This window comes from Stappia indica (assembly GCF_001696535.1).
Taxonomy (GTDB): domain Bacteria; phylum Pseudomonadota; class Alphaproteobacteria; order Rhizobiales; family Stappiaceae; genus Stappia; species Stappia indica.
This window is the reverse complement of record NZ_MBQE01000001.1, coordinates 1,469,341-1,492,683: the sequence shown is the minus strand read 5'-3', so window position 1 is coordinate 1,492,683 and position 23,343 is coordinate 1,469,341. Positions and strand designations below refer to the sequence as shown.

General features: G+C 62.0%; 28 protein-coding genes, 1 pseudogene and 1 other annotated feature. Of the genes and pseudogenes, 15 read left to right on the top strand and 14 right to left on the bottom strand.

From position 1 onward, the window contains the following. Positions 1–265: 265 nt before the first annotated feature. From BBX35_RS07010 to BBX35_RS07000, 3 genes are read right to left on the bottom strand one after another with little or no spacing between them, the layout of a single operon-like run. Positions 266–610: a TraR/DksA family transcriptional regulator gene (locus tag BBX35_RS07010; protein WP_067217562.1), complete on the bottom strand. Its 345-nt coding sequence runs from the start codon at positions 608–610 to the stop codon at positions 266–268. A gap of 4 nt (positions 611–614) precedes the next feature. Then, positions 615–1,466 carry a universal stress protein gene (locus BBX35_RS07005; protein WP_067217560.1) on the bottom strand — a complete coding sequence of 284 codons (852 nt, stop codon included), beginning with the start codon at positions 1,464–1,466 and terminating at the stop codon, positions 615–617. A gap of 16 nt (positions 1,467–1,482) precedes the next feature. Further along, positions 1,483–2,967 (bottom strand): SulP family inorganic anion transporter, encoded by a 1,485-nt coding sequence (locus BBX35_RS07000; protein ID WP_067217557.1) that lies wholly within the window; start codon positions 2,965–2,967, stop codon positions 1,483–1,485. A gap of 78 nt (positions 2,968–3,045) precedes the next feature. Beyond that, positions 3,046–3,101, bottom strand: a sequence feature (sul1 is cis-regulatory element that is thought to sense ions involved in sulfur or methionine metabolism; They are found in Alphaproteobacteria). A gap of 646 nt (positions 3,102–3,747) precedes the next feature. Here BBX35_RS07000 and BBX35_RS06995 point away from each other — a divergent pair. The 7 genes from BBX35_RS06995 to BBX35_RS06975 all read left to right on the top strand — a co-directional run bounded on the left by BBX35_RS06995 (position 3,748) and on the right by BBX35_RS06975 (position 8,833). Beyond that, positions 3,748–5,481, top strand: coding sequence for an SHOCT domain-containing protein (locus tag BBX35_RS06995; protein ID WP_067217554.1), 1,734 nt, complete (start codon positions 3,748–3,750; stop codon positions 5,479–5,481). Beyond that, a complete protein-coding gene (locus BBX35_RS24060) occupies positions 5,478–5,843 on the top strand; it encodes an ankyrin repeat domain-containing protein (RefSeq protein WP_083206062.1) in 366 nt (121 codons plus the stop codon). Before BBX35_RS06995 ends, BBX35_RS24060 begins: the two co-directional genes overlap by 4 nt. A gap of 176 nt (positions 5,844–6,019) precedes the next feature. Further along, positions 6,020–6,217, top strand: coding sequence for a hypothetical protein (locus BBX35_RS06990; protein WP_067217552.1), 198 nt, complete (start codon positions 6,020–6,022; stop codon positions 6,215–6,217). A 106-nt stretch (positions 6,218–6,323) separates the two neighbouring features. After that, positions 6,324–6,614 (top strand): type II toxin-antitoxin system TacA family antitoxin, encoded by a 291-nt coding sequence (locus tag BBX35_RS06985; RefSeq protein WP_067217549.1) that lies wholly within the window; start codon positions 6,324–6,326, stop codon positions 6,612–6,614. Beyond that, positions 6,611–7,102 (top strand): GNAT family N-acetyltransferase, encoded by a 492-nt coding sequence (locus tag BBX35_RS06980; RefSeq protein ID WP_067217547.1) that lies wholly within the window; start codon positions 6,611–6,613, stop codon positions 7,100–7,102. The genes BBX35_RS06985 and BBX35_RS06980 overlap by 4 nt, the downstream gene beginning before the upstream one ends. 100 nt (positions 7,103–7,202) lie before the next feature. Beyond that, a complete protein-coding gene (locus BBX35_RS23595; RefSeq protein ID WP_171901397.1) occupies positions 7,203–7,379 on the top strand; it encodes a hypothetical protein in 177 nt (58 codons plus the stop codon). A gap of 539 nt (positions 7,380–7,918) precedes the next feature. Beyond that, positions 7,919–8,833 (top strand): ArdC family protein, encoded by a 915-nt coding sequence (locus tag BBX35_RS06975; RefSeq protein ID WP_067217545.1) that lies wholly within the window; start codon positions 7,919–7,921, stop codon positions 8,831–8,833. Between the two features lie 158 nt (positions 8,834–8,991). On the opposite strand, the gene chrA is transcribed toward BBX35_RS06975, so the two are convergent. The 6 genes from chrA to BBX35_RS06945 form a co-directional block, all read right to left on the bottom strand. Then, positions 8,992–10,395, bottom strand: coding sequence for a chromate efflux transporter (chrA, locus tag BBX35_RS06970; protein ID WP_067217542.1), 1,404 nt, complete (start codon positions 10,393–10,395; stop codon positions 8,992–8,994). Next, positions 10,392–11,216, bottom strand: a complete 825-nt coding sequence (locus BBX35_RS06965; RefSeq protein WP_067217540.1) for a chromate resistance protein ChrB domain-containing protein — start codon at positions 11,214–11,216, stop codon at positions 10,392–10,394. The genes chrA and BBX35_RS06965 overlap by 4 nt, the downstream gene beginning before the upstream one ends. Before the next feature lie 114 nt (positions 11,217–11,330). Continuing rightward, positions 11,331–12,041, bottom strand: coding sequence for a HoxN/HupN/NixA family nickel/cobalt transporter (locus BBX35_RS06960; protein WP_067218332.1), 711 nt, complete (start codon positions 12,039–12,041; stop codon positions 11,331–11,333). A 5-nt stretch (positions 12,042–12,046) separates the two neighbouring features. Further along, positions 12,047–12,487 carry a YqaA family protein gene (locus tag BBX35_RS06955; RefSeq protein ID WP_067217538.1) on the bottom strand — a complete coding sequence of 147 codons (441 nt, stop codon included), beginning with the start codon at positions 12,485–12,487 and terminating at the stop codon, positions 12,047–12,049. Positions 12,488–12,516: 29 nt separating this feature from the next. After that, on the bottom strand, positions 12,517–13,836 hold the full coding sequence (locus BBX35_RS06950; RefSeq protein ID WP_067217535.1) for an MFS transporter: 1,320 nt from the start codon (positions 13,834–13,836) through the stop codon (positions 12,517–12,519). Continuing rightward, complete coding sequence (locus BBX35_RS06945) at positions 13,836–14,111, bottom strand: metal-sensing transcriptional repressor (protein ID WP_067217533.1); 276 nt, start codon at positions 14,109–14,111, stop codon at positions 13,836–13,838. The genes BBX35_RS06950 and BBX35_RS06945 overlap by 1 nt, the downstream gene beginning before the upstream one ends. Positions 14,112–14,201: 90 nt before the next feature. Between BBX35_RS06945 and BBX35_RS23355 the strand changes: the two genes are divergently transcribed. The 3 genes from BBX35_RS23355 (at position 14,202) to BBX35_RS06930 (ending at position 16,028) form a co-directional block, all read left to right on the top strand. Further along, positions 14,202–14,576 carry a hypothetical protein gene (locus tag BBX35_RS23355; protein ID WP_141687825.1) on the top strand — a complete coding sequence of 125 codons (375 nt, stop codon included), beginning with the start codon at positions 14,202–14,204 and terminating at the stop codon, positions 14,574–14,576. A gap of 140 nt (positions 14,577–14,716) precedes the next feature. Further along, on the top strand, positions 14,717–15,364 hold the full coding sequence (locus BBX35_RS06935) for a HupE/UreJ family protein (RefSeq protein ID WP_244271592.1): 648 nt from the start codon (positions 14,717–14,719) through the stop codon (positions 15,362–15,364). A 16-nt stretch (positions 15,365–15,380) separates the two neighbouring features. Next, the gene (locus BBX35_RS06930; protein ID WP_067217525.1) at positions 15,381–16,028 is read left to right on the top strand and encodes a transmembrane anchor protein; all 648 of its coding nucleotides are present in this window, start codon (positions 15,381–15,383) and stop codon (positions 16,026–16,028) included. A gap of 239 nt (positions 16,029–16,267) precedes the next feature. Here the strand turns inward: BBX35_RS06930 and BBX35_RS06925 are convergent, their stop codons facing one another. Genes BBX35_RS06925 through BBX35_RS23350 form a run of 3 tightly spaced genes read right to left on the bottom strand, consistent with a single transcriptional unit; the run spans position 16,268 to position 18,112 of the window. Continuing rightward, entirely contained in the window at positions 16,268–17,548 is a 1,281-nt protein-coding gene (locus tag BBX35_RS06925) for a relaxase/mobilization nuclease domain-containing protein (protein WP_067217523.1), read from the bottom strand. Further along, complete coding sequence (locus tag BBX35_RS06920; RefSeq protein ID WP_083206060.1) at positions 17,545–17,943, bottom strand: plasmid mobilization protein; 399 nt, start codon at positions 17,941–17,943, stop codon at positions 17,545–17,547. The genes BBX35_RS06925 and BBX35_RS06920 overlap by 4 nt, the downstream gene beginning before the upstream one ends. A 31-nt stretch (positions 17,944–17,974) precedes the next feature. Next, positions 17,975–18,112, bottom strand: coding sequence for a hypothetical protein (locus BBX35_RS23350; protein ID WP_208979772.1), 138 nt, complete (start codon positions 18,110–18,112; stop codon positions 17,975–17,977). A 125-nt stretch (positions 18,113–18,237) separates the two neighbouring features. On the opposite strand from BBX35_RS23350, the gene BBX35_RS06915 reads away from it, so the two are divergent. Beyond that, positions 18,238–18,957, top strand: a complete 720-nt coding sequence (locus BBX35_RS06915) for an imm11 family protein (protein ID WP_067217518.1) — start codon at positions 18,238–18,240, stop codon at positions 18,955–18,957. Here BBX35_RS06915 and BBX35_RS22740 read toward each other — a convergent pair. After that, positions 18,954–19,163, bottom strand: a complete 210-nt coding sequence (locus BBX35_RS22740) for a hypothetical protein (RefSeq protein WP_083206059.1) — start codon at positions 19,161–19,163, stop codon at positions 18,954–18,956. The two genes, BBX35_RS06915 and BBX35_RS22740, sit on opposite strands and share 4 nt — an antisense overlap. 58 nt (positions 19,164–19,221) lie before the next feature. Between BBX35_RS22740 and BBX35_RS23870 the strand changes: the two are divergent. After that, positions 19,222–19,420: pseudogene (locus tag BBX35_RS23870) on the top strand (IS3 family transposase); the annotation flags it as partial. A gap of 117 nt (positions 19,421–19,537) precedes the next feature. On the opposite strand, the gene BBX35_RS06910 reads toward BBX35_RS23870, so the two are convergent. Continuing rightward, positions 19,538–20,425, bottom strand: a complete 888-nt coding sequence (locus BBX35_RS06910) for a LysR substrate-binding domain-containing protein (RefSeq protein WP_171901396.1) — start codon at positions 20,423–20,425, stop codon at positions 19,538–19,540. A 217-nt stretch (positions 20,426–20,642) separates the two neighbouring features. On the opposite strand from BBX35_RS06910, the gene BBX35_RS06905 reads away from it, so the two are divergent. From BBX35_RS06905 to BBX35_RS06895, 3 genes are all read left to right on the top strand, one after another. After that, on the top strand, positions 20,643–21,353 hold the full coding sequence (locus BBX35_RS06905) for an ABC transporter ATP-binding protein (protein ID WP_244271570.1): 711 nt from the start codon (positions 20,643–20,645) through the stop codon (positions 21,351–21,353). Beyond that, a complete protein-coding gene (locus BBX35_RS06900) occupies positions 21,353–22,054 on the top strand; it encodes an ABC transporter ATP-binding protein (protein WP_067217514.1) in 702 nt (233 codons plus the stop codon). Before BBX35_RS06905 ends, BBX35_RS06900 begins: the two co-directional genes overlap by 1 nt. 67 nt (positions 22,055–22,121) lie before the next feature. Continuing rightward, on the top strand, positions 22,122–23,342 hold the full coding sequence (locus BBX35_RS06895) for an ABC transporter substrate-binding protein (protein ID WP_067217511.1): 1,221 nt from the start codon (positions 22,122–22,124) through the stop codon (positions 23,340–23,342). Position 23,343 lies beyond the last annotated feature (1 nt).

Here is a 23,343-nt window from a genome sequence, read left to right as displayed (position 1 = left end):
ACACTCCTGCATCGCTTGATGCGGGTAAACGAGGCCGATAGCTCTGGGAATGTCGATCTGATCCCAAGCTTTGTCTCGAACCACTCCTTACCACTTGCAAGGTGTGCCTGTATTACAGGCGACCTTGCCAAGGGAGGCCCGCTGCGCGCCTCCCGTTGGATCCCTCCCGGCCAGGTGCCGAACGCCAGTCGCAGTGAGACACTTTCGGGGCGCAGTCAGAGACGCTAATGAACGTCATCGCTTTGCGGGTCTGTCGACCGCCTGCCTATACCGCGCATCTCACGCACTTCGGGGTTGCAGCATCAATCTCGAGCCGGCGCATACCGATAAACTCACCGCAATCGAGACAGTAGCCGAACTCTCCGTTTTCCAGACGATCCAGAGCCTGCCTGACAGCAACAATGCGCGCCCTCCGCCGTTGTTCGACAGCCTTCGCCATCGCCTGAAGCTGTAATGCGTCCATGCGAGAGAGGCGACCGACCGACTGCTGGTCAAGGTCTACTGGCCGACGATCAGCGTCAGTCGCCTCGGACCGGCGCTCAATCTCCGCCTGTTCCGCTTCGAGGCGAGGCCTAAAGGCCGCTTCCAGCTCTTTGTCGTCAGGGTCCATCGTCCTATCGGAACAGCACGACCGGAATCTTGCAAGAGCGGATCATCTCTGTGGTGGTCGATCCGATAATCATTGCACGAATCCGGGAGTGCCCATAGGCGCCCATGACCAGAAGATCGGCGCCCTCGCGCTCCACTGCATCCGTAATCACCTTATCAGGCTGGCCGGACGCCAGTTCGATAGACACGGTGTGCCCACCGGCTTCCAGCGTGGCTCTCGCATCTTCCAACCTTCGGTTGGCGTCCTCGCTCTCTGGTCCGGCGGTGAGAACGTGGAAGTCGAGGCCGGCGAAAAGTGGTGCTCTTGCGACATGATCGACGGCGCGCATCGCACTTGGCCCGGCATCATAGGCGATCAGCACCTTGCGGATGGGATTGAACGCCCGCGATGCGACAAAGACCGGCTTGTGAGACGAGCGGACAATACGTTCCAGGTTCGAGCCCAGATGCATTTTTGCAAAGTCGGCAGCTTCGCCGCGCTTGCCGATAACAATGCCGCGTGCGTCACCTTCAGCCTCGATGACCGTCTCGACCAGATCCCCGTTCCGCAATCGTGTGGTCACATGTTCGACGCCTGCGGCCCTCAGCATCGCTTCTGCATCTTCAAGAAGCGCCCGTCCGCGCTTCTGAGCCAGACGCGCGCGCTGCTCGTCGAGTGCGGTCAACTCTTTGAGCAGGGCCGAACGTGCGCCCAGTGCAATGGCACCAGATAGATCGGACCCCGCCGTCTCGCGGCGCCCAAGAACGTGGAGCACCTCGACCGGCGCCCCAGTGCGCTCCGAAATCCAGGCGGCGTGGTCGCAGACGCTCTTCGAGTAGATGGAGCCGTCTACCAGGGCGATTAGTTTTTCTGTCATTGGATCCTCCCTTGTCTCAGTGCGCCAGCAGCTTGTCGAGCGCGCCCGGCTTATCGTGAATGGCAAGCTTGTCGACCAGGGTTTCACTGGCCTCGTTCATGCCGACAATGTCTACGTCCGCCCCGTCCCGACGGAACTTCAGGATCGCCATGTCCAGTGCGGCTACACTGGAAATATCCCAGATATGGGCGCGGCTGACATCGATGGTGACCTTCTCGACCGCTTCCTGGAAATCGAAGGCGGCCATGAAATTTTCGGCCGAAGCAAAAAATAACTGGCCCTCCACCACATAAGTACGATGTCGGCCGTCGGTGCTGAGCGAGGCGGTAACCCGGAACAGCTGAGCGATCTTCCATGCGAAGAAAATGCCTGACAACAGCACCCCGATCAGAACGCCGATCGCCAGGTTGTGCGTAACAACAACGCCAACCACGGTGGCGAGCATAACCAGAGACGAAGATCTCGGATGGTCTTTGAGGTTCTTGATCGACGACCAGCTGAACGTGCCGATCGAGACCATGATCATGATTGCCACCAGCGCAGCCATCGGGATCTGGCTCACGAGATCACCGAGCACCAGAATCATGAACAACAGGAAGATGCCGGCCGCAAAACTCGACAAGCGTCCGCGTCCGCCAGACTTCACATTGATGATTGATTGACCAATCATCGCACAGCCGGCCATGCCACCGATAAATCCGGTGGCGGTGTTGGCAATGCCTTGGCCAATGCATTCCTGACTACGATCCGAGGGCGTGTCCGTGAGATCATCGACAATCTGCGCCGTCATCAGGGACTCAAGCAGACCAACTACCGCAACAGCCATCGAATACGGCAGGATGATCATCAAGGTCTCAAGGGTCAGTGGGATGTCCGGAATGAGAAAAACCGGCAGTGTATCGGGCAGTTGGCCCATATCGCCGACAGTGCGAAGCTCGAAACCGAACAACATCGCCACACCGGTCAAAACGACAATGCAGACCAACGGTGAGGGAATGGCCTTGGTCACATAGGGAAAAAGGTAGATGATCGCGAGGCCGGCCGCGACCATGACGTATGTCAGCCAAGGCACGCCGACCAGTTCCGGAATCTGCGCCATGAAGATCAGAATGGCGAGGGCATTGACGAAGCCGGTCATCACCGAGCGCGAAACAAACCGCATAAGCATACCGAGCTTCAGTACGCCTGCGGCTATTTGTATAAGGCCCGCGAGAACCGTCGCGGCCAGAAGATATTCGAGGCCGTGATCGCGAACCAGCGTGATCATGAGCACCGCAGTGGCGGCGGTGGCGGCCGAGATCATGCCGGGGCGCCCGCCCACGAAGGCGATAATCACGGCAATGGAGAAGGATGCGTAGAGGCCGACTTTTGGGTCGACACCTGCGATGATGGAGAAGGCGATCGCCTCCGGGATGAGCGCAAGCGCTACCACCAGTCCGGAGAGCAGGTCGCGGCGCATATTGCCGACCCATTGGGCACGGTAAGCAGTCAGAGAGATCATGCAGTTCCAGGGGGATAGTCAATAACCAAACCAGCGTCCCGATAGAGCAAGGGGGCGCACCGATGTCGGTATCGATTTAGTTATCCGGCGGATTGGCGGCCGGAAGAGCCACCCGGATTTGCACCGGGTCCGTATGAATGATTATCCCTTACCGCAACTCGATATTGCATTGCAATATTTAAATTGCTCAGTGTTTCGTTTGCCGCTATCGCGCGCGTGTGGATTAGTTTCAGCGACCAATTGAGGATTGTAATATTTCCTTGTGAATATTCGCCCCTTCTCGGGGTGATCGCTTCAATTTATACCGCATAGTTCGCCGGATCATGTCGGATGTATTTAGGTGGCGAACATTACGAGGAATTTATTTACATCATCACAGAGAGGCGCTACATCCAGTTTTTTCGCGCGAGCTGACACGATAGTGGGTTCCGCATGCTCTTGCTGATCCGCTTTGAGCGATTAAGGAAACACGTCAGGACCTGAAGGAGAAAGCGGAAGCAATGGCGTTGATTGCGCAGTATTTTATCCCGTTCACTTCCTACCCTTATACCGGTGAGACGATTGACTGCGATCTGTGCGGCTGCCCGGACCATAAAGTGATCTGTCGGCACGATCGTCGTTTCAAAAAGCTGCAGACAGTGGCCTGTTTACAATGCGGGTTGATGCGCACCAATCCGATGCCGACCAAGGCGGAGATCGAGGAATACTATTCCAATGTATACCGCCTGGACTACGGGCTGACATTGTCGAGACCGTCGAAGCGGCACCTGAACCGCTCCCATGATCATCCGTCTGGACCGCGCCCTGTTCGATCTGGAGCAGTACACGGGGCCGATCATCTCCGACCTGTTCAGCGAAGCACGCTACTTCGGCGATGTGCAGGCCTTCTGGTCCCTGCAACATGCGGCCATTGCCGCGCGGCGCGAGGCCTATCTCGCCAAGGGCTGGGAGGCGGTGGTCGTGCTCGACATCGGCCAGCACGTGCCGCGCTGGGACTATGTGAAGGTTCCCAAGGCGCGCGGCGGCAAGGTCTATGTCTCCATGACCGCAGACGGCGAGGTGAGCTTCCTTGAAGGCTACCTGCCCGAGCGCGAGGCGCGGCGCAGGCAGAAGCAGGAAGCCGAGGGCGGCAAGCCCGATGGCGCACCACTTCCCTCCACCGTGGCGCGGGGCGAACTGACCAAGCCGATGCACAACTATATCGGCTTGCACAAGCATGCGGCGGTGCGCACCGAACTGCTGGCCCATCCCCGCATTGCCCTGCGGCTGACGGTGGCGCACATGATCGCAGGCTCCGGCCTGTGGAAGCTGGAGGCCGACCGTCAGAAGGCGGCAAGCCCTACCATTCAGGAGAGCCTTGCCGCCTCGCTTGCCGAACAGGGCTTTGCCGAGGAACGCCGCCGCATCCATCTGCTTCTGGGTCTGGATGATACGGACGCGGAAGCCGATGCGGATGTGCTCCCAGACGGCCGCCGCGTGTTCAAGACCGAGGACGGTACGCGGGTGTTTGACGAGTTCGGCCACGAAGTCGAGGCTTCGATCCTGGCACCTGAAGAGGTCTCCGATGCTCGCCCCAGTTGGGAGACCTACAAACCGGAACTCAATCGCCTGCACGAGCTTCAGGCGGAGCGTTCCGATCTTCTTGAGTACCAGCAGAAGCTGGACGAAGCGCGCGAGCGGATCGACGCAGGCGAGATCTCACGCGAGGAGTTCGACGAGATGCGCGACGAGTTGAAGACCGTCATGCCCGATGCCGTGCGTGCGCAGGTTCCAGAGCTTGCGGCCAAGCACATCGCTGTGAAAGAGATCTTATCTGAGTCAAAAGCCGGCGTGGATCGCTCGACGCTGGGGCGCTTCATTAATCAAAAAACGGAGAAGTTAAATCAGTTGGCGGCGGAGCGCCTTTGGAATTATATACAAAAAAAATATCCAATGGCACTCATTTCCCCGAGTAATTTATCTGATGATTTGCCTATAGAAGATCGGTTTTTTGTTTCATCTCAGAATTTTTATCGCATACGCCCACCAAGAATCGAGACGTTTGGGAGAAAATACGAGGGATTTTATCAGTTATTCGTTAGATCTGAGATTTTCTATAATGAACGAAAGGTTGTCCTCGGCTTGTGGCATTTCCGTCGTTCAGAGAACGGTGCGCTTTTAATGACGGAGGTCCAAAAACATCGATCTGATGATTTAGGCAACATGGAAGAGTCTTATACCGGTGTTTGTATACCAAAAAGCGATAGAGAGATTTTTCTACTAAGAAAGAATGGATATGAAAATATACCTAAGTTTTGTTTTGTAGATGATCATCATGCAAACCAATATGACAATAAGGTTGACTGGGCGACTGGTTTTATTGTAAAGCCATCTAGTAAATTTGGAATTTACTTTCAAACAAACTTCTTTGCTAGGAGAATTTCTAGAAAAGAAGAGGCTATTTTTGATATAGTTGATGAATCTTGGATAGACAACGCTAAATATAGACACATACATAACTGGGTATTTAAATGAAAAAAAATCTTTTTAAGAGTGTGCTTTGTAGAGATTACTCTGGGGTGCTTGCCGCTCTTCGGAATGGAGAGGATCCAAATCTATTTGACTCTACCACTCAGACGTTTGCCTTGCACATTGCGGCATTCAACGGAGATATAGAAATCTTACGGCTGCTACTTGACTACGGCGCAGACCCTTCCCTTAAAGACGGCCGCAGCGAAACCGCAGCGGAGTTCACGTTAAGAGGGATTAGCAGAAACGTTGTACGTGACCTTTCACAAATGTTTGAAGCCGTCTCAATATTAGCCCCTATCAGTAACTCGTATGATCTTCCGAGATTCGGTCTGCATAAAAGTTCCTTAAGCCTCAATGTAAATTGAAGATTTTTGGAGGATGTGCTCTGCACTTGTGAAGTCGGAGTATTAAAGCCAATAAAGGCCGCGCTTCAGGAGGACGAGCGCGAGATCGCCGCTGTTCGCGAACGTTTTGACGGCCTGCTGTTGAAGCGCGCGAGCGGATCGATGCGGGCGAGATCTCGCGCGAGGAGTTCGACGAGATGCGCGACGAGTTGAAGACCGCCATGCCCGATGCCGTGCGCGCGCAGGTGCCGGAACTGGCCTCCAAGGTCACCATGGACACAGACTTCGTCGCGCCGTCCTTATTCGGTCCCGCCGCCGACACTGGACTTGCCATCGAGGACGACATGATCCCGTCCTCCTTTACCTCCGCATCCGTCCCCGGCCTCACCCGATAGGGTGGCGTTGCGACTGTATGAGGGCGCGCGTGACGTCGGCCGAGAGAATCAGAATTGTCGTGACATTGTCGGGCAAATTCTGATAAGGTGAATGTAAGAGGCTGACATGACTACACGCACCACCCGATCCGAAAAGCTCGACCTGCGCCTGACGCCGGAAGCCAAGCGCATATTGATGGCGGCGGCCGCTGCCGAACGGCGCACGGTCAGCGACTATGTGCTGCAAAGCGCCCTTGGCCATGCCGAGGAGACACTTGCCGACCGCCGCCAGTTCGGGCTCGACAGCGCGCGCTGGGAAGCGTTCCAGAGCGCGCTCGATGCGCCGGTGCGCGACATGCCGCGCATGCGCAGGCTGCTGAACGAGCCCGGCATCTTCTCCGGCAACGAGCCGGCGTGACGGTCTTCCGCGTCGAGAAGCTGACACGACGCCACGCGGTCGACCCGTTCGACTGCGGCGAGCCGGCACTCAATCGCTTCCTGGCGCGCTTTGCCTTCCCCAATCAGCAGGCCAATGCCTCGCAGACCTATGTCGGCCTGGCGGATGACACCGTCATTGGCTTCTACACGCTGGTCGTCGGCGAGGTTGCCCACGCCGAGGCGCCCGAGCGTCTGGTCAAGGGACTGGCCCGTCACCCGGTGCCGATCATGCTGCTCGCCCGGCTTGCCGTTGCGCGCGACTGGCAGGGGAAGGGCATTGGCGCCGGACTGTTGCGCGACGCGGTCCTGCGCACCCTGCAGGCTGCCGACATTGCCGGCATCCGAGCGCTTGCCGTGCATGCCAAGGATGATGCCGCCCGTGCCTTCTATCGCCGCTTCGATTTTGTCGAGTCCCCCACCGATCCGCTGCATCTCTTTGCCCTGATCAAGGACCTGCGCGGCCTGTAGACCCGGCGCAGCACAACGAGCAGGCTCCCATGGAAGCCTGCCTGTGAGTGGATTGGCGCTTTGTCTGGCCGGGGGCCGCCGACTATGGCAGGCTGAAGCCATGACGGATCGATCTCAACATCCCGACACGCCTGATCGCCCCCTTGATGCCGACGCCTGGCGCGCGGCATGGAGAGCCGGGGTTCGCGAGGGGATCGAGGATGCCGACAAGGGCCGCTTCGTCACCGAGCAGGAAATTGCCGCCGTGCTCGGCAGATACGCGAAGGCCTGTCGCTGAGCAACGCGGCGCTGCCGATCCTGCCTCTCTACAGGCCTTACCCGCAGAAATCATCTCGCATAGCGCTGTCAGCCTGATCTCCCGCGTCGTCACAGATCGCAACCGGCCTCGCCACCTCGCTGGCGTTCCGCCCCCGATAGCTCCACCCGAGCAGCGATGATGATGCCGAGATGGTCTCCGAAGCTGAGACGGACGCGCTTGTCTTCGATCCGCAGTTCGTCCCTGGCGGTTCCAGCGGTAGCGCCGTGAACGCCGCCATCTCCTGAGCTCGATCCGTTTCCCGCTCTCCTTCTACCGCCACTGTCCCCGGGCCGTGTCTCCTTGGTGCCCACCATCCTGGCCGCGCCGCCTGCGGCCTTTGCTGGCGGTCCTGGCAGGGGAGGAGCGCCCTTGCAACGGCATGCGCCGTCTTTCCGCTTCGCCCGCCCGCTCGCTGGCCGCTCCGCTCGCTCGGGGTGCAAGGGTGCGCCTCTCCCTGCCTCTCCGGACGCCGTCAGGCCGCAGTGGTCGCGGCCTCAACAGGCACAAGGAGATACATCATGGCCCGTATTCAGAAGTTCGATGTCCACCAGGAGATCACCAACCGCATCGTCGACGCGCTCGAGAGCGCCGGGGAGTTCAGCCTACCCTGGATCAGGAACAAGGGCGGCTCAATGAAGCGCCCCGTCAACATCGCCTCCGGCAACCCCTACAATGGTGTCAACATCGTCTCGCTCTGGGTGGCGGCGCAGGTCCAGGACTATCCCTCGCATCTGTGGGGCACCTACCGCCAGTGGCAGGCGCGCGGCGCTCAGGTGCGTCGCGGCGAGAAATCCTCCCTGGTGGTTTTCTACAAGACGCTGTCGGTCGAGGAGACCAATGAGCAGACCGGCGAGAGCGAGCAGGCCGAGCGCTTCATGGCCCGCGCCAGCTTCGTCTTCAACGCCGCCCAGGTCGAGGGGCTCGATCTTGCCACTGAAGAACAGCCCTTGCCCAATGAGCCCGTCTTCGACCCGATCGCCCGTGCCGAGGCCTTCGCAAGGACAACCGGTGCCAGGATCGAGGAAGGCGGTGACCGTGCCTGCTATATCCCGTCCGCCGACATGATCCGCATGCCCGAGCGTCGCCGCTTCACCGGGACCGCCACCACCTCGCCGGCCGAGGGTTTCTATTCGACCCTGTGTCACGAGCTGGTCCACTGGTCTGGCGCGCCGAACCGCCTCGACCGCAATCTCGTCGGCCGGTTCAATGCCGAGAGCTACGCCATGGAGGAGCTGGTTGCCGAGCTTGGTGCGGCCTTCCTGTGCGGTGATCTCGGCATCACGCCGGAGCCCCGTGCCGACCATGCCCAGTACATCGCCCACTGGCTCAAGGTCCTCAAGGACGACAAGAAGGCCGTCTTCACTGCCGCCTCCAAAGCGTCCGAGGCCGCCAACTGGCTGATCGCGCGGGAGGCGGAACAGGCTGCGGCATAACGTGGATGCGAGGACGAAAGGCCAGCCCCGGTCGCTGGACTATCGGGCGACCGGGGTAACGTGTTCCGATTTGGGGCAGGAAGCGGACTGGCAGGTTTGGAATCGCACGGGCTCCTAAGCCGACATTCCCAATCCGCGTGGCGGAACCGCTGGGCCCTTTAATAGATCAGTCGGTAGACAATTCCCGACAGTGCACAGGCGGCCAGCACCCAGCCCATCGATATCCCAAACCTGAATATGGCAAGCATCGCGGCTGCGGTAAGCATGATCGCGGCCCAGTTGGAACTGGAGAGAACGGGCACGTTGAGGGTCAGATCGAGGACGCGGGTTTCCATAACGGTGTCGAACAGCACATGTAGCGCGAACCAGATCGCAAGGTTGAGGATCACACCGACGACGGCCGCCGTGATCGCGGACAGTGCGCCTGAGAGCGCCGCGTTGCCGCGCAGGCGTTCGATGAAGGGCGCGCCGAGGAATATCCACAGGAAGCAGGGCACGAAGGTGACCCAAGTGGTGAGAACGGCGCCCAGCGTCGCGGCCAGCAGCGGATCGAGCCGGCCGGCATCGCGGTAGGCACCGAGGAAGCCAACGAACTGGACTACCATGATCAACGGCCCAGGCGTTGTCTCGGCCATGCCGAGACCGTCCAGCATCTCGCCTGGTTGGAGCCAGCCATAGGTCTCGACTGCCTGCTGTGCGACATAGGCGAGCACCGCATAGGCACCGCCGAAGGTGACGACGGCCATCTGGCTAAAGAACAGAGCAATGCGGGAAAACACGTTGTCCCAGCCAAGCGCCGCGATCAGCCCAACAACCGGCACCAGCCATAGTGCCAGGAAGATCGCCGAGACACGCAGCGACCAGCCGACGTTGGCCCGCGCATGTGTAGGCACGCCCTCGCCAAGCGCCGAATCCGCATCTGACAGCACCGGTCCGGAGGCTGAACCATGCCCCCCGCCGAGCATGAACACGGGCAGGCCCGCGCGGCCCCCTAGATAGCCGATGAGGCCGGCGGCGAGCACGATGAGCGGGAACGGTGTGCCGAGAAAGAAGATCGCAATGAACGAGGTCGCCGCGATGGTCAGCATGACATTGTTTTTCAGCGCACGCTTGCCGATGCGCTGAACGGCGTGCAGCACGATCGCCAGCACCGCGGCTTTCAGGCCGAAGAACAGCCCTTCGACGAGCGGCACGTTACCGTAGAGAACGTAGACGTAGCTCAGCGCGAGGATCGAGAGAAATCCCGGCAGGATGAACAGCGTCCCGGCGACGAGGCCGCCCTTCGTCCTGTGGAGCAGCCAGCCGATATAGACGGCAAGCTGCTGCGCCTCCGGGCCAGGCAGCAGCATGCAGTAGTTGAGCGCATGCAGGAAACGGTTTTCGCCGATCCAGCGCTTCTCCTCCACCAGGATGCGATGCATGACGGCGATCTGGCCCGCGGGACCGCCGAAGGAGAGTGCGGCCACACGCGCCCAAACGCGCGCCGCTTCGCCGAAGGGGATGCCGTGATCGCGGCTGGCAGAGCTGGGCGCAACGGTCGCTGTTTCAGCGGCGCTGCTCATGGCCTGCCTCCGGCCTTGGCTGACGGCCAGTTGTGGGCCTCGCCTGTCGCGTCGCGCGCCCAGCGGTAGAACGCGTCGTAGAGCGACATTCCGGCTTCGAGTTGCGTGAGATCCTCGGAGAACATGCGCGAGAGACCGAGCGATGCCGCGAGCAGGCCTGCCGCCTCCGGTTCGAGGTCGAGGCGGGCGGTGTCGGCGGCCCGCACGACCCGCGCCAACCGGAGCAACGGCTCGGTAGAAAGACCGAACTCCTCGACCATCACGTCGAAGGTGCAGAGCTCGCCACGGTGGCTCCAGAATACGTTCTCGACATCGAAGGGCGTTGCGCCGAAGCGCTCGCCGACAGCTTCGACTTCCTGGGGCGCGACGAACAGGAACACCGCGCCGGGATCGACGAAGCGGCGGATCAGCCAGGGACAGGCGATGCGGTCGATCTTGGGCCGCGCGCGTGTCACCCAGACAGAGCGGCCCTCTTGGTCGCGGGTCGGGATGCGTTCGTCGGGAACGGTTGGCTGGCCCGCCGCCGACCATGCCTCGAAGCCGCCTTTCAGAGCTTCGGCCGCGATGCCCTGGTGGCGCAGCCATGCGGCGACGCCTTCGCTCAGTTTCTTGCCCTTCTGGCAGATGACGATCGCGGACGAAGCATCCAGGCTGTCGCTCCAGTCCGAGACGGATGCGTGCGGTCGGCGGACCGATCCGGGAACCAGCCGCGGATCGGCGGAAAAGTCCTCGTCTGTCCGGACGTCTATGAGCGTCGGGCAGCCAGGAGTGCCAAACAGGCGAGAAAGCTTCTCGACAGATATGGTCGTGGGAGATGGCATGGCGCGTCCTCCGTTGCCGGGTTGCTGGACGCGATTCTTGGGCCGGAGCCTCGTGGGGAGATCGCCGTCCCCATGAAGCCTTTGTCGCGCCGGACAGGAGACCTGTCAAGCGCGCTAGCCGCGTATCGCGTTCATGGCGACGACAACCAGGACCAGTCCGACCACGATTTGAATCGAGCGCGTGACCGTGTCGATGGCGAGGGGCCGCGTCGCGAGCAGTCGCAGAAGCTGCTGACGGAAGAGGATCGCAGCCAGTGCGACCGTCCCCAGTACGAGCGCCACTCCTATCATCATCACACCCGCGAAAACGACACCCGCCTCAGGTACGCCGCGCGAGATGGCAAAGGTCATGACGAACAGCGTCAGCGGACACGGGATCAGCCCGGCCGCGAACCCTGCGGCGATGGCTTGACCGTGGACATGGCCGGTACCGCGCAATCCCTGCCAGAGCATCCACAGGCCGATCACCCCGAGCAGCCCGCGGCTGAGATCTTCGAGGAGCGGCGCGCGACCGACGCTGCCGAGGGTCACCGACACCAGCGGTAGAGACAGGAGCGCAATCAGGACGGACATGCCGACATGGACGAAGGAGAGCACCAGGGACACGGCCAGCCCGCGCGGCACGCTGGCGGTCGAGCCGGACAGGTATGTCGCCAGCACCGCCTTGCTGTGTCCTGGCGTCAGCGCATGCACCGCGCCGAACAGGATTCCCATCGGCAGATAGGCGGCGAGCAGCGTCCAGTCGCCCGTCTTCGCAAAGTCGCCGATACGGTCGGCGAAGGCGAGGTAGATCTCGCGCTGGATGGCGACAAGGTCCTGGAACAGGCCCATCATGCGAGGACACCCAGCGTGGCGGCCGCGAGCACGACATAGCGCGCGGTCTTGGCGATCGTGACCAGGACAACGAAGCTCCACAGCGGCTCGCGCAGGACGCCCGCGGCCACGGTCAGCGCATCGCCGCCGATCGGCGCCCACGAGAGCAGCAGGCTCCACCGCCCCCACTTTCGATACCACCCGGTTGAACGGTCGAGCGACGCCGGACCGACCGGGAACCATTTACTGTCGCGAAAGCGCTCGACGCCGCGCCCGAGCGCCCAGTTGACCACCGTGCCCAGCACATTCCCGAGGCTGGCGACGGCAACCATTAGGCCCGGCGAGTGCGTGCCGGCGACAAGAAGGCCGACCAGCGCCGCCTCCGACTGGGAGGGAAGGATCGTCGCGGCGACGAATGCGATGGCGAACAGGCCCCCCAGAACGGCGATGTCATCCATGGCGACGATGCCGGATTTGTCCGCTGATCTCACCGCGCATGCGGCCATGCGGAGTGGAGGTCGTCGATGACATAGGCGTGGGCGTGCCTGTTGCTGCCGTCCGCGACGCCCTCGTTCCAGTGCGGATGGCTGGCGGGCAGGCCCTCATGCGAATGCACGATGACCTCCGAATCAACGGCGGGCCAGAGCCATGCGGCTGTCGCGACGGCGGCCCCGGCGGTCAGGGCGAGGATGACCGACGTCGCGGGTAGCCCAAACGTCGCGCCAGCCCAGCCGGCCAGCGGATAGGTGATCAGCCAGCAGGCATGCGAAAGGGCGAACTGTGCTGCGAACAGCGCCGGGCGATCCTCCGGATGCGAGGATCGCCGCAGCAGCCGCCCCGAGGGCGTCTGCGCCATCGAGTAGCCCGCCCCGATGACGAACCAGAGCGGCAGCAGCCAGCCGTAGGATGGGATTACGGCGGCGATCATCGTCGCGACCGCCAGGGCCGATGCGCCCACGAGCATCACCGTGCGGTCGGGGATAGTGTCGAGAAGCCGTGGCAGGACCAGCGCGACCAGCATGGAGCCGCCGCCGAATGCTGCCAGCGCCAGCGCCGTGTCTCTCTGGCCGAGGCCGAATGTGGCTTGCACGTAGACGACCGTATTGACGATCACCAGCGCCCCGGCCGCCGCCACCGCCATGTTGATCGCCAAGAGCCCGCGCAGGCGAGGCGTCGTGAGATAGATGCGGATGCCGCGGGTCGTCCGGTCGTAGATGCCGCGCGGGATCGACGGCTTCGGGCTCGGCAGAACCACAGAGACCACCAGCGCCGCCGAGACGAGGAAGCCGACGACCGTTCCCGCGAACAAATTGTGATAGGAGATGATGGTCAGGAGTGCCGCTGCAAGCATCGGGCTGACGAGGCTTTCGAGATCATAGGCGAGCCGGGAAAGCGACAGCGCGCGGGTATACTCCTTCTCGTCCGGAAGTACGTCCGGGATCGTTGCCTGGAAGGTCGGCGTGAAACCGGCGGAGGCGGCCTGCAACACGAAGATCAGGACATAGATTTGCCAGACCTCGGTGACGAAGGGCAGGAACAGCGCCACGCCTGCGCGCATCAGGTCGAGGACCACCAGCATGGCCCGGCGCGGCAGCCGCTCCGCAAAGGCAGACGCGACAGGCGCGACGCCGACATAGGCGATCATCTTGATCGCAAGCGCCGTGCCCAGCACCGCGCCCGCATTGTCTCCCGCCAGGTCGAAGGCAAGCAGCCCCAGCGCGACGGTCAGCAGTCCGGTGCCGAGCAGCGCGATCACCTGCGCAGCGAACAGATGGCGGTAGGTTCGGTTCGCGAGGACGGTGAGCATCACAGGTATTTCGCGATTTTTCTGAACTCATCGATCGAACCACGCTTTTCCAGCGACAGGGGGCCGATGGTTTCCTCCAGACAGTGGTCGAGATGGTCGTGGATCAGCGTGCGCTTCGCCTGCGCCACCGCCTTCTCCACCGCATGCAGCTGCTGTGCGATGTCGAGGCATGGTCTGCCGCCCTCGATCATGGCAACGACGCTGCGCAGGTGGCCTTCGGCGCGCTTGAGCCTCTTGACGATGGCGGGATGGGAGGCGTGACGATGATCGGACATATTTGTCTCCTATCCTCCCCCGGGGGATAGTGTCAAACGTATACTGCCTCCGTGCCTTTACCTCGCCTTAACCGTGCGTTTATACCGATCATGATGATGCCGGACCGAATCGCGACCGTCAGGACCCTGCTGATCTGCCTGCTTGCGCTGGCGGTGCTGGGGTTGCGTGCGCCCGTCGTCGACCCTTCCGGCCTTGCTCTGGCCGCCACGGTCGCGAGTGACCATCATGGCCATTCGCACAACCATCATGGCCACTCCCATGACGACGAGGACGAGCCGTCCGCGACGTCCGGCCATGACCACGACCGCTTCCACGTCGGCGACCACAGTCACGACACCCCCACGGTCGCCGACATTAAAGGATTCCGCTTCGGATCGCCGAAGGATTCGGAACGTGGGACACCGGACGATCGGGTCGCTTCGCGGCCCACTCCGCCGGGCGATCGACCTCCCAGAGCAGCGTGACGGACTGATCCCGGCTTCGGCCGTCATCCTTCACCAAATCACGGAACGATCACATGACACTTCTTCCGCCCGGGGGCGGACGGTTCGCTACGCGCGCGCCGTTCGCCCTCCCGGTGGCCATTCTGTTGGTCGTCCTGGCCATGCTCCTGTCTACAGGCCTCGCCGCGGCTCACGCCGTCGCCGAGGGGGACAAGGGCTACATCCAGGAGATCTACGGGGTCCACCTCATCCCGTTCATGTATCTCGGGGCCAAACACATGGTCACCGGATACGACCACCTGCTGTTCTTGCTCGGGGTGGTTTTTTTCCTCTACCGCCTGCAGCACATCGCGATCTATGTCAGCTTGTTCGCGATCGGCCACTCGACGACGATGATCCTCGGCGTCTACTATGGCTGGAATGTCAGCGCCTACCTGATCGACGCGATCATTGGCCTGTCGGTCGTCTACAAGGCGCTCGACAATCTCGGCGCATTTCAGCGCTGGTTCGGCTTCCAGCCGAATACCAAGCTCGCGACGCTGATCTTCGGCTTCTTCCACGGCCTCGGTCTCGCGACCAAGATCCTGGAATACGACATCGCGCAGGACGGGCTCCTGCCCAACCTGCTCGCCTTCAATGTCGGCGTCGAGATCGGACAACTGATCGCGCTCGCCATGATCCTCATCGCGATGGGGTACTGGCGCCGCACGGCGAGCTTCTGGAAACACGCCTACACCGCCAACGTCATCATGATGACCGCCGGGTTCGTGCTGATCGGATATCAGCTCACCGGCTACTTCGTCGCCTGACCAAGGAGAACTTCACATGTACAATTCCGATACGCCCACCCGCGCCGAACTACCAACCTCGGCGCAGCTCCTGAAGTCCACGATCATCGCGATCGTGGCGGCCGTCGCCATCCTCGTGGCGATCGTGCTCCCCTCCGAATACGGCATCGACCCCACAGGGGCCGGCCGAATGCTCGGCCTGACCGAGATGGGTGAGATCAAGACACAGCTCGCCGAGGAGGCTGAAGCCGACCGCATCCTCGACCAGCAGAATGCGGTGCCGGCAGCACCTGCCGCGCCGCAGCAGGGGTCGAGCCTGCTCGACCGCATCTATGCCGAGTTCCTGGTCGGCAGCGCGCATGCGCAGGAGATGCGTTCCGACGAGATGTCGGTGACGCTGGCTCCGGGCGAAGGCGCGGAGATCAAGCTGGTGATGATCAAGGGCGCACAGGCAAACTATGCCTGGACCGCGAATGGCGCCGTGGTGAACTTCGACACCCACGGTGACGGTGGCGGTGAGAACATCTCCTACGAGAAGGGTCGCGGCGTCGCCAAAGACGAGGGAGTGCTCGAAGCCGCCTTCGACGGCAATCACGGCTGGTTCTGGCGCAACCGCACGGACGCGCCCGTCACCGTCACGCTGAAGACCAGTGGCGCCTATTCCGAAATCAAGCGGATGATGTAGGCGGCGATGGCGATAGCCAACCGTCCCATGCGTCCCGGCGGTCTGGCCCGCCGGGACGTTCTTCGTCGTCCATCCGATGAGGCCATGCAGATCAACGGCAGCTTCTGGGATCAGCGTGATTGCCATTGAACGACGGCAAGGAGGGCGCGTAGCTGCCGATTGTTGAGTTCTCTGGGGGGCTCAAGGCGGGCACAGCCAACGATCAGATCTCATGTCACTCGCTCGCGGTTCGCGCGACGTCACAGTTCCAACTTTCTTTGCCTGCTTCTCCTCCGCCGGTCGCTATGGTCGACGGTGATCGCCTGACCCTGTTCCTGCATCTTGGCCGTCCTGCTGATCTCGCGATGGAGGCGGGCGAGTTCGCGCACGTGCTGACGGCGCTCCTCATCTATCTCTTTCTGGAGAGCCAGGCGCTCCTGCCGCTGCCGGTCGATAAGGGCCTGCCGCTCGGTGGCGTCGCGTAGCGCGCAGGCATCGGCCTCGCGCTCGATCTCGCCCTTGAGCTTGCTGTGCTTGCCGGTGAGCCGGTCCCACAGGCCGAGCAGCCCCTTGCGGAAGCGTGAGGCACGTTGGCGGGCCTCGTCGTCCGCTCGGCGCCGCTGTGCATCGTCAAAGACGTTGCGGTCTCTCCTGTGGCGTTCGACCATCGCCAGCCGCTGCCCCTCCAGCTGTGCGGCGGCATGGGCGAAATCTTCCATGACGCTGCCGATGAAGCCGGACAGCCGGTCACGGACAAGGCTGCCGACCTTGAGCCTCGTCTCCTCGACGGAGGGGAGAGTGTCGGGATCGCCGATACGCTGGCGTACGTCATTCGTCTTCAGCCCGATCCACCGGGCAAGGGCATAGACCTCGCCTTGCGTGTCGACGGCGACGATGCGGCCGCGATCGCCTCGTGCCAGGTGGTAGCCACGCGCTTCGAGCGCATGGGCGAGGGCCTTGCCGGAGTCCGAGGCCGCCCAGCATTGCTGGAGCGCCGCCTTGATGTCGCGCGGGTCCTTGCCCGCCCGCTGTGCCTGGAACCATTCCTTTCGGTCGAAGTTGAGCGGATTGCGCAAGGCCGGATCGATCAGGCCCTCCGGCATCTTCCAACCGTGCTCAAGATAGAGCTCGCGGGACAGGGCGCCGAGCTTTCTCCGGTCATGCGACATCCGCACTGCCGTCATGGTCTCGGCATCGATGCGCGACCAGACGCAATGGGCATGGCGGCGGCCCTTCTTCTCATGGAACACCACCACCCGAGGGTGACCGGAAAGACCGAGCCGTTCCTCGATCCGTTCAATGGCCGCCTCGAAGACCGAGACGGAGACGTTCTCCATCTCCGGCGGGCTCAGGGACAGCGAATAGAGATGCTGACGACAGCGTGTGCCCCGACTGATGGCTTCGGCTTCCCGCAGGGCTCCCGAAACCGTCTCGGCCATGAAGCCCCGGATCTCGTGGATCTCGACATGCTCATTCTCCGGCTTCATCAGGTGAATGGCGAGCTCGCGGGCACCGCCGCGCTGGTTGCCGTCGAGGATCATTGTTCGCCCTTTTCGACAAAGCCGAGCGCCGCCATCAGGTCCCGGCGCATGCGGGCGACCATGGCGCAGGCTTCCAGCAGGTCCTGCTCCGTCTCCGTGGTGAGCGGCAGGGTGCCGATATTGGCGGCCCTGGCGAGCTGGTTGAGGTTGCTGGCGATGCGGCTCTTGCCGAGGGCGGCGAGCACACGAGCCAGCGCCTCCTGGTCCTTCACCGGACTTCTCGGTTTGCGCGTCTGCGGTCGGGGCGCTCTGTCGCCGGCCGCCAGCACGAGGTTCCGCAGATAGGCGCCGAGGGACATCGCCCCGGCGCGCTGCATCAGCAGGCGCTTCTCGTCTTCGGTCAGCCGGATCGAAAAGGGTGTGGTCTTCGGCCTGGCCCTGTCCGGGCCAGCCATTGGCGTCTTCGTCGACATGTCGGCACCTCGCTCAAGGTGCCGGAGGAGGCGTCGGCGGACCGGGCCGCTTTGCCAGCGACGTATCCTTCAAAAGCGCTTCCCATTCGGCGAGTTCAGCGAACAACTGGTTTGACGTCTCGCCGAGCACGTCCACCATCTTTTCGCTCATGAAAACCCGTTTTGCCGCCTGCTCCCGGGGGGCTGACAAGCGATGCTCCGTCTCAATTTGTTATCGGGAATATTTATTCATGAAACACGAGGCTGGTCTTTTGGAAGGCGGAGAGGAGCAACTCGATGGCATGGTTGCTTGAGTTGGTCTACCAGGCTTGGTCAACTCCTCAATTCAAGTTCGATGACGAAGACAAGTTTGGCAACCGAGGCGATAAAGCTTTTGGGCTCAGCCAGGGATTTTGGGTTGATCCGACCAAAATACCCGTTTCTGCTCAGCAAACGACGAAGAAGCGAGTGCCCGACGTTTTTCCGATGCCGGGATGCAACGCAGTCAGTCAACGCTTCAAGGACCTGGTCGAGCAGTTTGAGCCCGGCATACACCAGTTCTTTCCGCTGAAATTGCGAAGAAAGAGCGGGTTTTCGATTGAGCAGAATTACTATGTGTTTAACTGCATGACCTCCGTCGATACTGTTCTTGTAAAGGAATCCAGATTTCGATGGGGCCGGTTTGAGGAGATAGACAAGCCTCGCATAGATATAGATCGTGAAAAGGATATTGTACTGAGCCGGATGGCAATAGAGACGCGTCATTTATGGAAAGGTCTCTATCTGCAACCGATTGGTAGCGGGGTCTTCTGTTCCGACGCGTTCGAGAAAGCGTTGAAGAAGAAAAAGATTCGCTTCCTTAAGCAAACCTACTGCAGGGAGATCGACGTCCCCTGGCTTCCCGAGGAAAACATCCAGCCGGCTCTGGATTGGGAGGCGGAAAACGGAGAGCCGTGGGGATACCGCCCGAGGTTGCGCGCTCAAACACTCGCATCGCGCGGAAAGCTCGAGCTTTAGAAAGGGCGGCTCTTCGGCTGGCCGCGCGGCATCTCGTAGATCGCGTGGAAGAGATGCGCGCTCGGCTTGAGCGATGCCAGCAGCGTCTCGAATTCGTCCTCGATGATCTCCTTGCGCACCGACTTTCGGCGATCCGGGCAATCGCGCGTATCACATAGATAGTAGGCGTAATGCTTCGTGCGGCCCTTCGACCAGCAGGCGGTCATCGGCTGGCTGCACGAGGCGCAGCAGACGAAGCCGCGCAGGGGGAAGTCCTCGTTGCTGAACGTGTGGCGTCGTAAGCCGAAGGAACGGCGTACTGGTCCATTCCTATCAGGGCTCGCAGTTCACCAGCATGGACTGGGCGGCGTTCCTGAAGCTCCGTAATCTTGAGCACTCGATGAGCTGTCGCGGGAACCGCCACGCCAACGCCGTGGTGGGGAGCTTCTTCAATCGCCTCAAGCGCGAGCGGATCCATCTACGCGGTTCAGGCGAGCTCGAGGCAGGATTTCATCGGCCAGGTGGGGCGCCGGCCGCTGCGCAGCGACGCCGGCTATTGTGCCGGCGTTGCACCGGGTGTGGTGTGGATCGGCCGACAGGCCTACCCCTTGGTCTCCTGTAACAGCCAGGACCGGAATTTCCGGGCCGGCCCGGACAGGGCGAAATTCTCCGGCTGGACCAGATAATAGCGGCACTGTGTTGGATAGGTGCGGCCCAGCGGGTTGACCAGGGTTCCGGCGGCCAGTTCATCCTGCACGAAGCTCTTGACCATCAGCGAGACGCCGACGCCGTTGAGGGTGGAACTGAGCTGAAAACTCCGGTCCTCCAGCAGCATCCGGTTCCGGGGATCGGGCGGGAAGCCGAGCACCTCCCCGAACCATTCGCCCCACAGGTCGTGATCGTTGACATGCAGCAGCCGGCAATGGGCAAGGTCCGCCTCCGTCCGGATGCAGGTCCGCTCCAGATAGACGGGGCTGCAGACAACGACCAGGTCGTCGGCAAAAATCTCCTGCGCGGTAAAACCCGGCCATCTGCCGAGGCCCCATTGCACGCCGATGTCCGCATTCAGGGTGCCGCGCGGCAGCTCGGTGTAGTTGTTGCCATGGTGAACGAAGCTCAGCTGGACATCGGAATGAGCCTCCCAGAAATGGGCAATGCGCGGGGCCAGCCAGCGGCTGGCGAACATCGGAACCATGGCCACACAGACCTCGCGTCCATTGCGCAGGCTGGCGATGTTCTTGAGCCCGGCGCGGATCTCGGCAAATCCCTTGCCGACATGGCTGGCGAGCAGGCTGCCGAAAGCCGTCGGCTCCAGCCCATCGAAGCGTCTGTCGAACAGCGGCACGCCGAGGTCATCCTCTAATTTCTTGATATGATAGCTGACCGCGCTTTGGCTGGTCGTCAGGGCCCGCGCTGCCGCACTGACGCTCTTCAGCTCCGAAACGGCGAAGAAAATCTGAAGAGAATTCAGGTTTCTGATCTGATCCAAGTGTCGACTTCCGTTCTGCAATTCTGAATTGAGGCGTCGCGCTTTGCCGTCAGGCTATCGAATTTTTGGATAGTTTGACAGTTTTTTGAAATTCCGCGCCGGAAGGAGGCTGACTAAGGTGCCGATGGATGGAGGCCTGCGTGGAGGAGACGCAGGCAGGGAGGATGCGGTGGACCTTGCACTAGACGTTCGCGATCTCGGAAAGACGTTTGGCGGCGTGAAGGCGCTCGACGGCCTGTCCTTCGGCATCGCCCGGGGAGAGGTGATGGGACTGATCGGGCCCAATGGCAGCGGCAAGTCGACCACGGTGAACACACTGGCCGGGGTGTTTCCCGCGACCTCGGGCGAAATCCGCTTGCGCGGCAAGCCGGTGCACCATCTGCCGGAATATGCCCGGGTGCAGGCCGGCCTGACGCGGACCTTCCAGACGGCCAGTGTCTTTCCCGAATTCACGGTTCGCGAGCAGGTTCTGCTGGGCGCGGAGCCGGCGAGGACCAGGCGCGGCGTCTGGTCGATGCTCCGCTCCGGGGCGCGCATGGAACCGGAATTGCGGGGCCGGCTCGACGAGATCCTGCAACTGACCGGCCTTGCCGATCTCGCCGATACCCGGATCGAGGAAGTTTCTGCCGCTGATCAGAGGTTCCTGATGATCGCCACGGCGCTGGCCGCCGACCCAGCGGTCATTCTACTGGATGAACCGGCGGCCGGCATGGTTTCGCATGAGCGGGACCGGTTGAGCCATCTCATTCTTGCGCTCGGGGCACGCGGGCACGCGGTGCTGGTGATCGAGCATCACATGTCCCTGATCATGAAAGTGTGTGACCGCATCACCGTGCTCAATTTCGGAGAGAAGATCGCCGAAGGGACGCCACGGGAAATCCGGTCCGATCAAAGGGTCGTCGACGCCTATCTCGGGGAGGCCGCGTGATGCTGGAGGTCAGCGGACTGAAGGCTGGCTATGGCCAGATCGAGGTGCTGCACGGCATCGACTTTCACGTCAACCAGGGGGAATGCGTTGCGCTGATCGGTGCCAATGGCGCGGGAAAGAGCACGGCGCTGAAAACCGTTTGCGGTCTGGTAAAGCCGCGCGGCGGAACGGTCCGGTTCCAGGGCCGCGACATCACCGGAGCGAGCGGACACGAGATCGTGCGGGCGGGCATCACCATGTGTCCGGAGGGGCGTCAGGTCTTTCCTGAAATGACGGTGCTCCAGAATCTGAAGCTGGGGGCCTACACCCGCCGCGACGCGGAGCAGGCCGACGATCTCGATGACATGATGCAGATGTTTCCGATCCTGCGGAAACGGGCGCGGCAGGCCGCGGGCACCCTGTCGGGCGGCGAGCAGGAGATGCTGGCGATTGCCCGTGCCCTGATGGCGCGACCGAAAGTGTGCATCTTCGATGAGCCGTCGCTTGGACTGGCCCCGAAAATCGTCGCGGAAGTGGCCGAGACCATCGCCCGGATCAAGGCGAGGGGCATGACCATCCTGCTTGTCGAACAGAATTCGCTGATGGCGCTGAAGCTGGCGGACCGCGCTTACCTCTTCGAGGTCGGCAAGGTGGTTCTGGAGGGAACCGGCGAGGCGTTGCAGCAAAACCCGGACGTCGCCCGCGCCTATCTTGGCGATTGAGCGGGGCGCGGGAGACCGAAACCGTCCGGCGGAACCGGGCGTGAACAACGACACTAGGGAGGAACTCATGAAACGCAGATCCACGATCGGCGCGGGGCTTGCTGCTGCCGTGCTCGCAGCCTCCACGTCTCTGGCCGGCGCGGCGGAAAAGGACCTTGTGGTCGGCGTCAGCGATGCGCTGACCGGGCCCGCCGCCGTTTATGGCGTGCCGCAGGCACGGGCGGTGGAACTGGCCGCGGAAGAGGTCAATGCAGCCGGCGGCATCCGTCTCGGCGAGGACACCTACAAGATCACGGTCCTGTCCTATGACGACAAGGCCAATCCGACCGAGGCCTCGAACAGCGTGCGCAAGCTCATCGACCGGGATGGCGCGCGGTTTCTGCTGGGCTTCTGCTGTTCCGGAGCGACCGGCGCGGTGGCCTCCTTCATCCAGAATGAAGATGCGGTGATGCTGGTCGGCAATGCCGCCGAACGCTCGATCACCACGCGCGGGATAGACAATCTGGTGCGCACCCGCCCGCCCGCCGACTACACGGGGGCGGCAGCCGGAACCTTCGTTGCCTCGAAGGGTCACAAGCGGGTTGCCGTGATCGGGGCCCTCGAAACCTCGTTCTACGCCATGTATGTCGACGCGTTCGAGCGCGAGTTCGTCAAAGGCGGCGGTGAGATCGTCACGCGCGAGGCCTTTGGCCTGAAAGATCGCGACATGAGCCCGCAGCTGACCAAGATCCGGGCGCTGGAGCCGGATGCGTTGCTGGTGGTCGGGTATGTCGAGCCGGCGGCCTTCGTCTACCGCCAGTCGGTGGAACTGGGGCTCGATGTGCCGCGCTACGGCTTTACCAGCGGCAGCGAGGAACAGTTCCTGCGCGTCGCCTCCTCCGAGCAGATGGAAGGCGTGTGGGATCTGCGGCCGACCGAACTGACCCTGCAGTCGACGGGGGAGACCGGTCGTGCCTACCACGAGAATTTCACGGCACGGTTTGGTGTCCAGCCCTCGCCGAGCTCGCCCTATGCCTATGACCAGCTCTATGCGCTGCGCGATGCGATCCTGAAGGCCGGGACGGTCGAGGATGCCGCGGCCGTGGCCAAGGCCCTGCGGGAACTGCCGGTGCCGAAGGAGGCGGTGATGCAATACATCCCGATCGACGGACGCATGTTCGATGGCAACGGACAGGCCTACACCACCAACGGCGCATTCCAGTGGCAGGACGGTGCATGGGTGTTCGTGCAAGAGTTGCCTTCGGTTGCCGAGGACTATTCCCGCTTCCTCAGCTCCATCGACGGTTGAG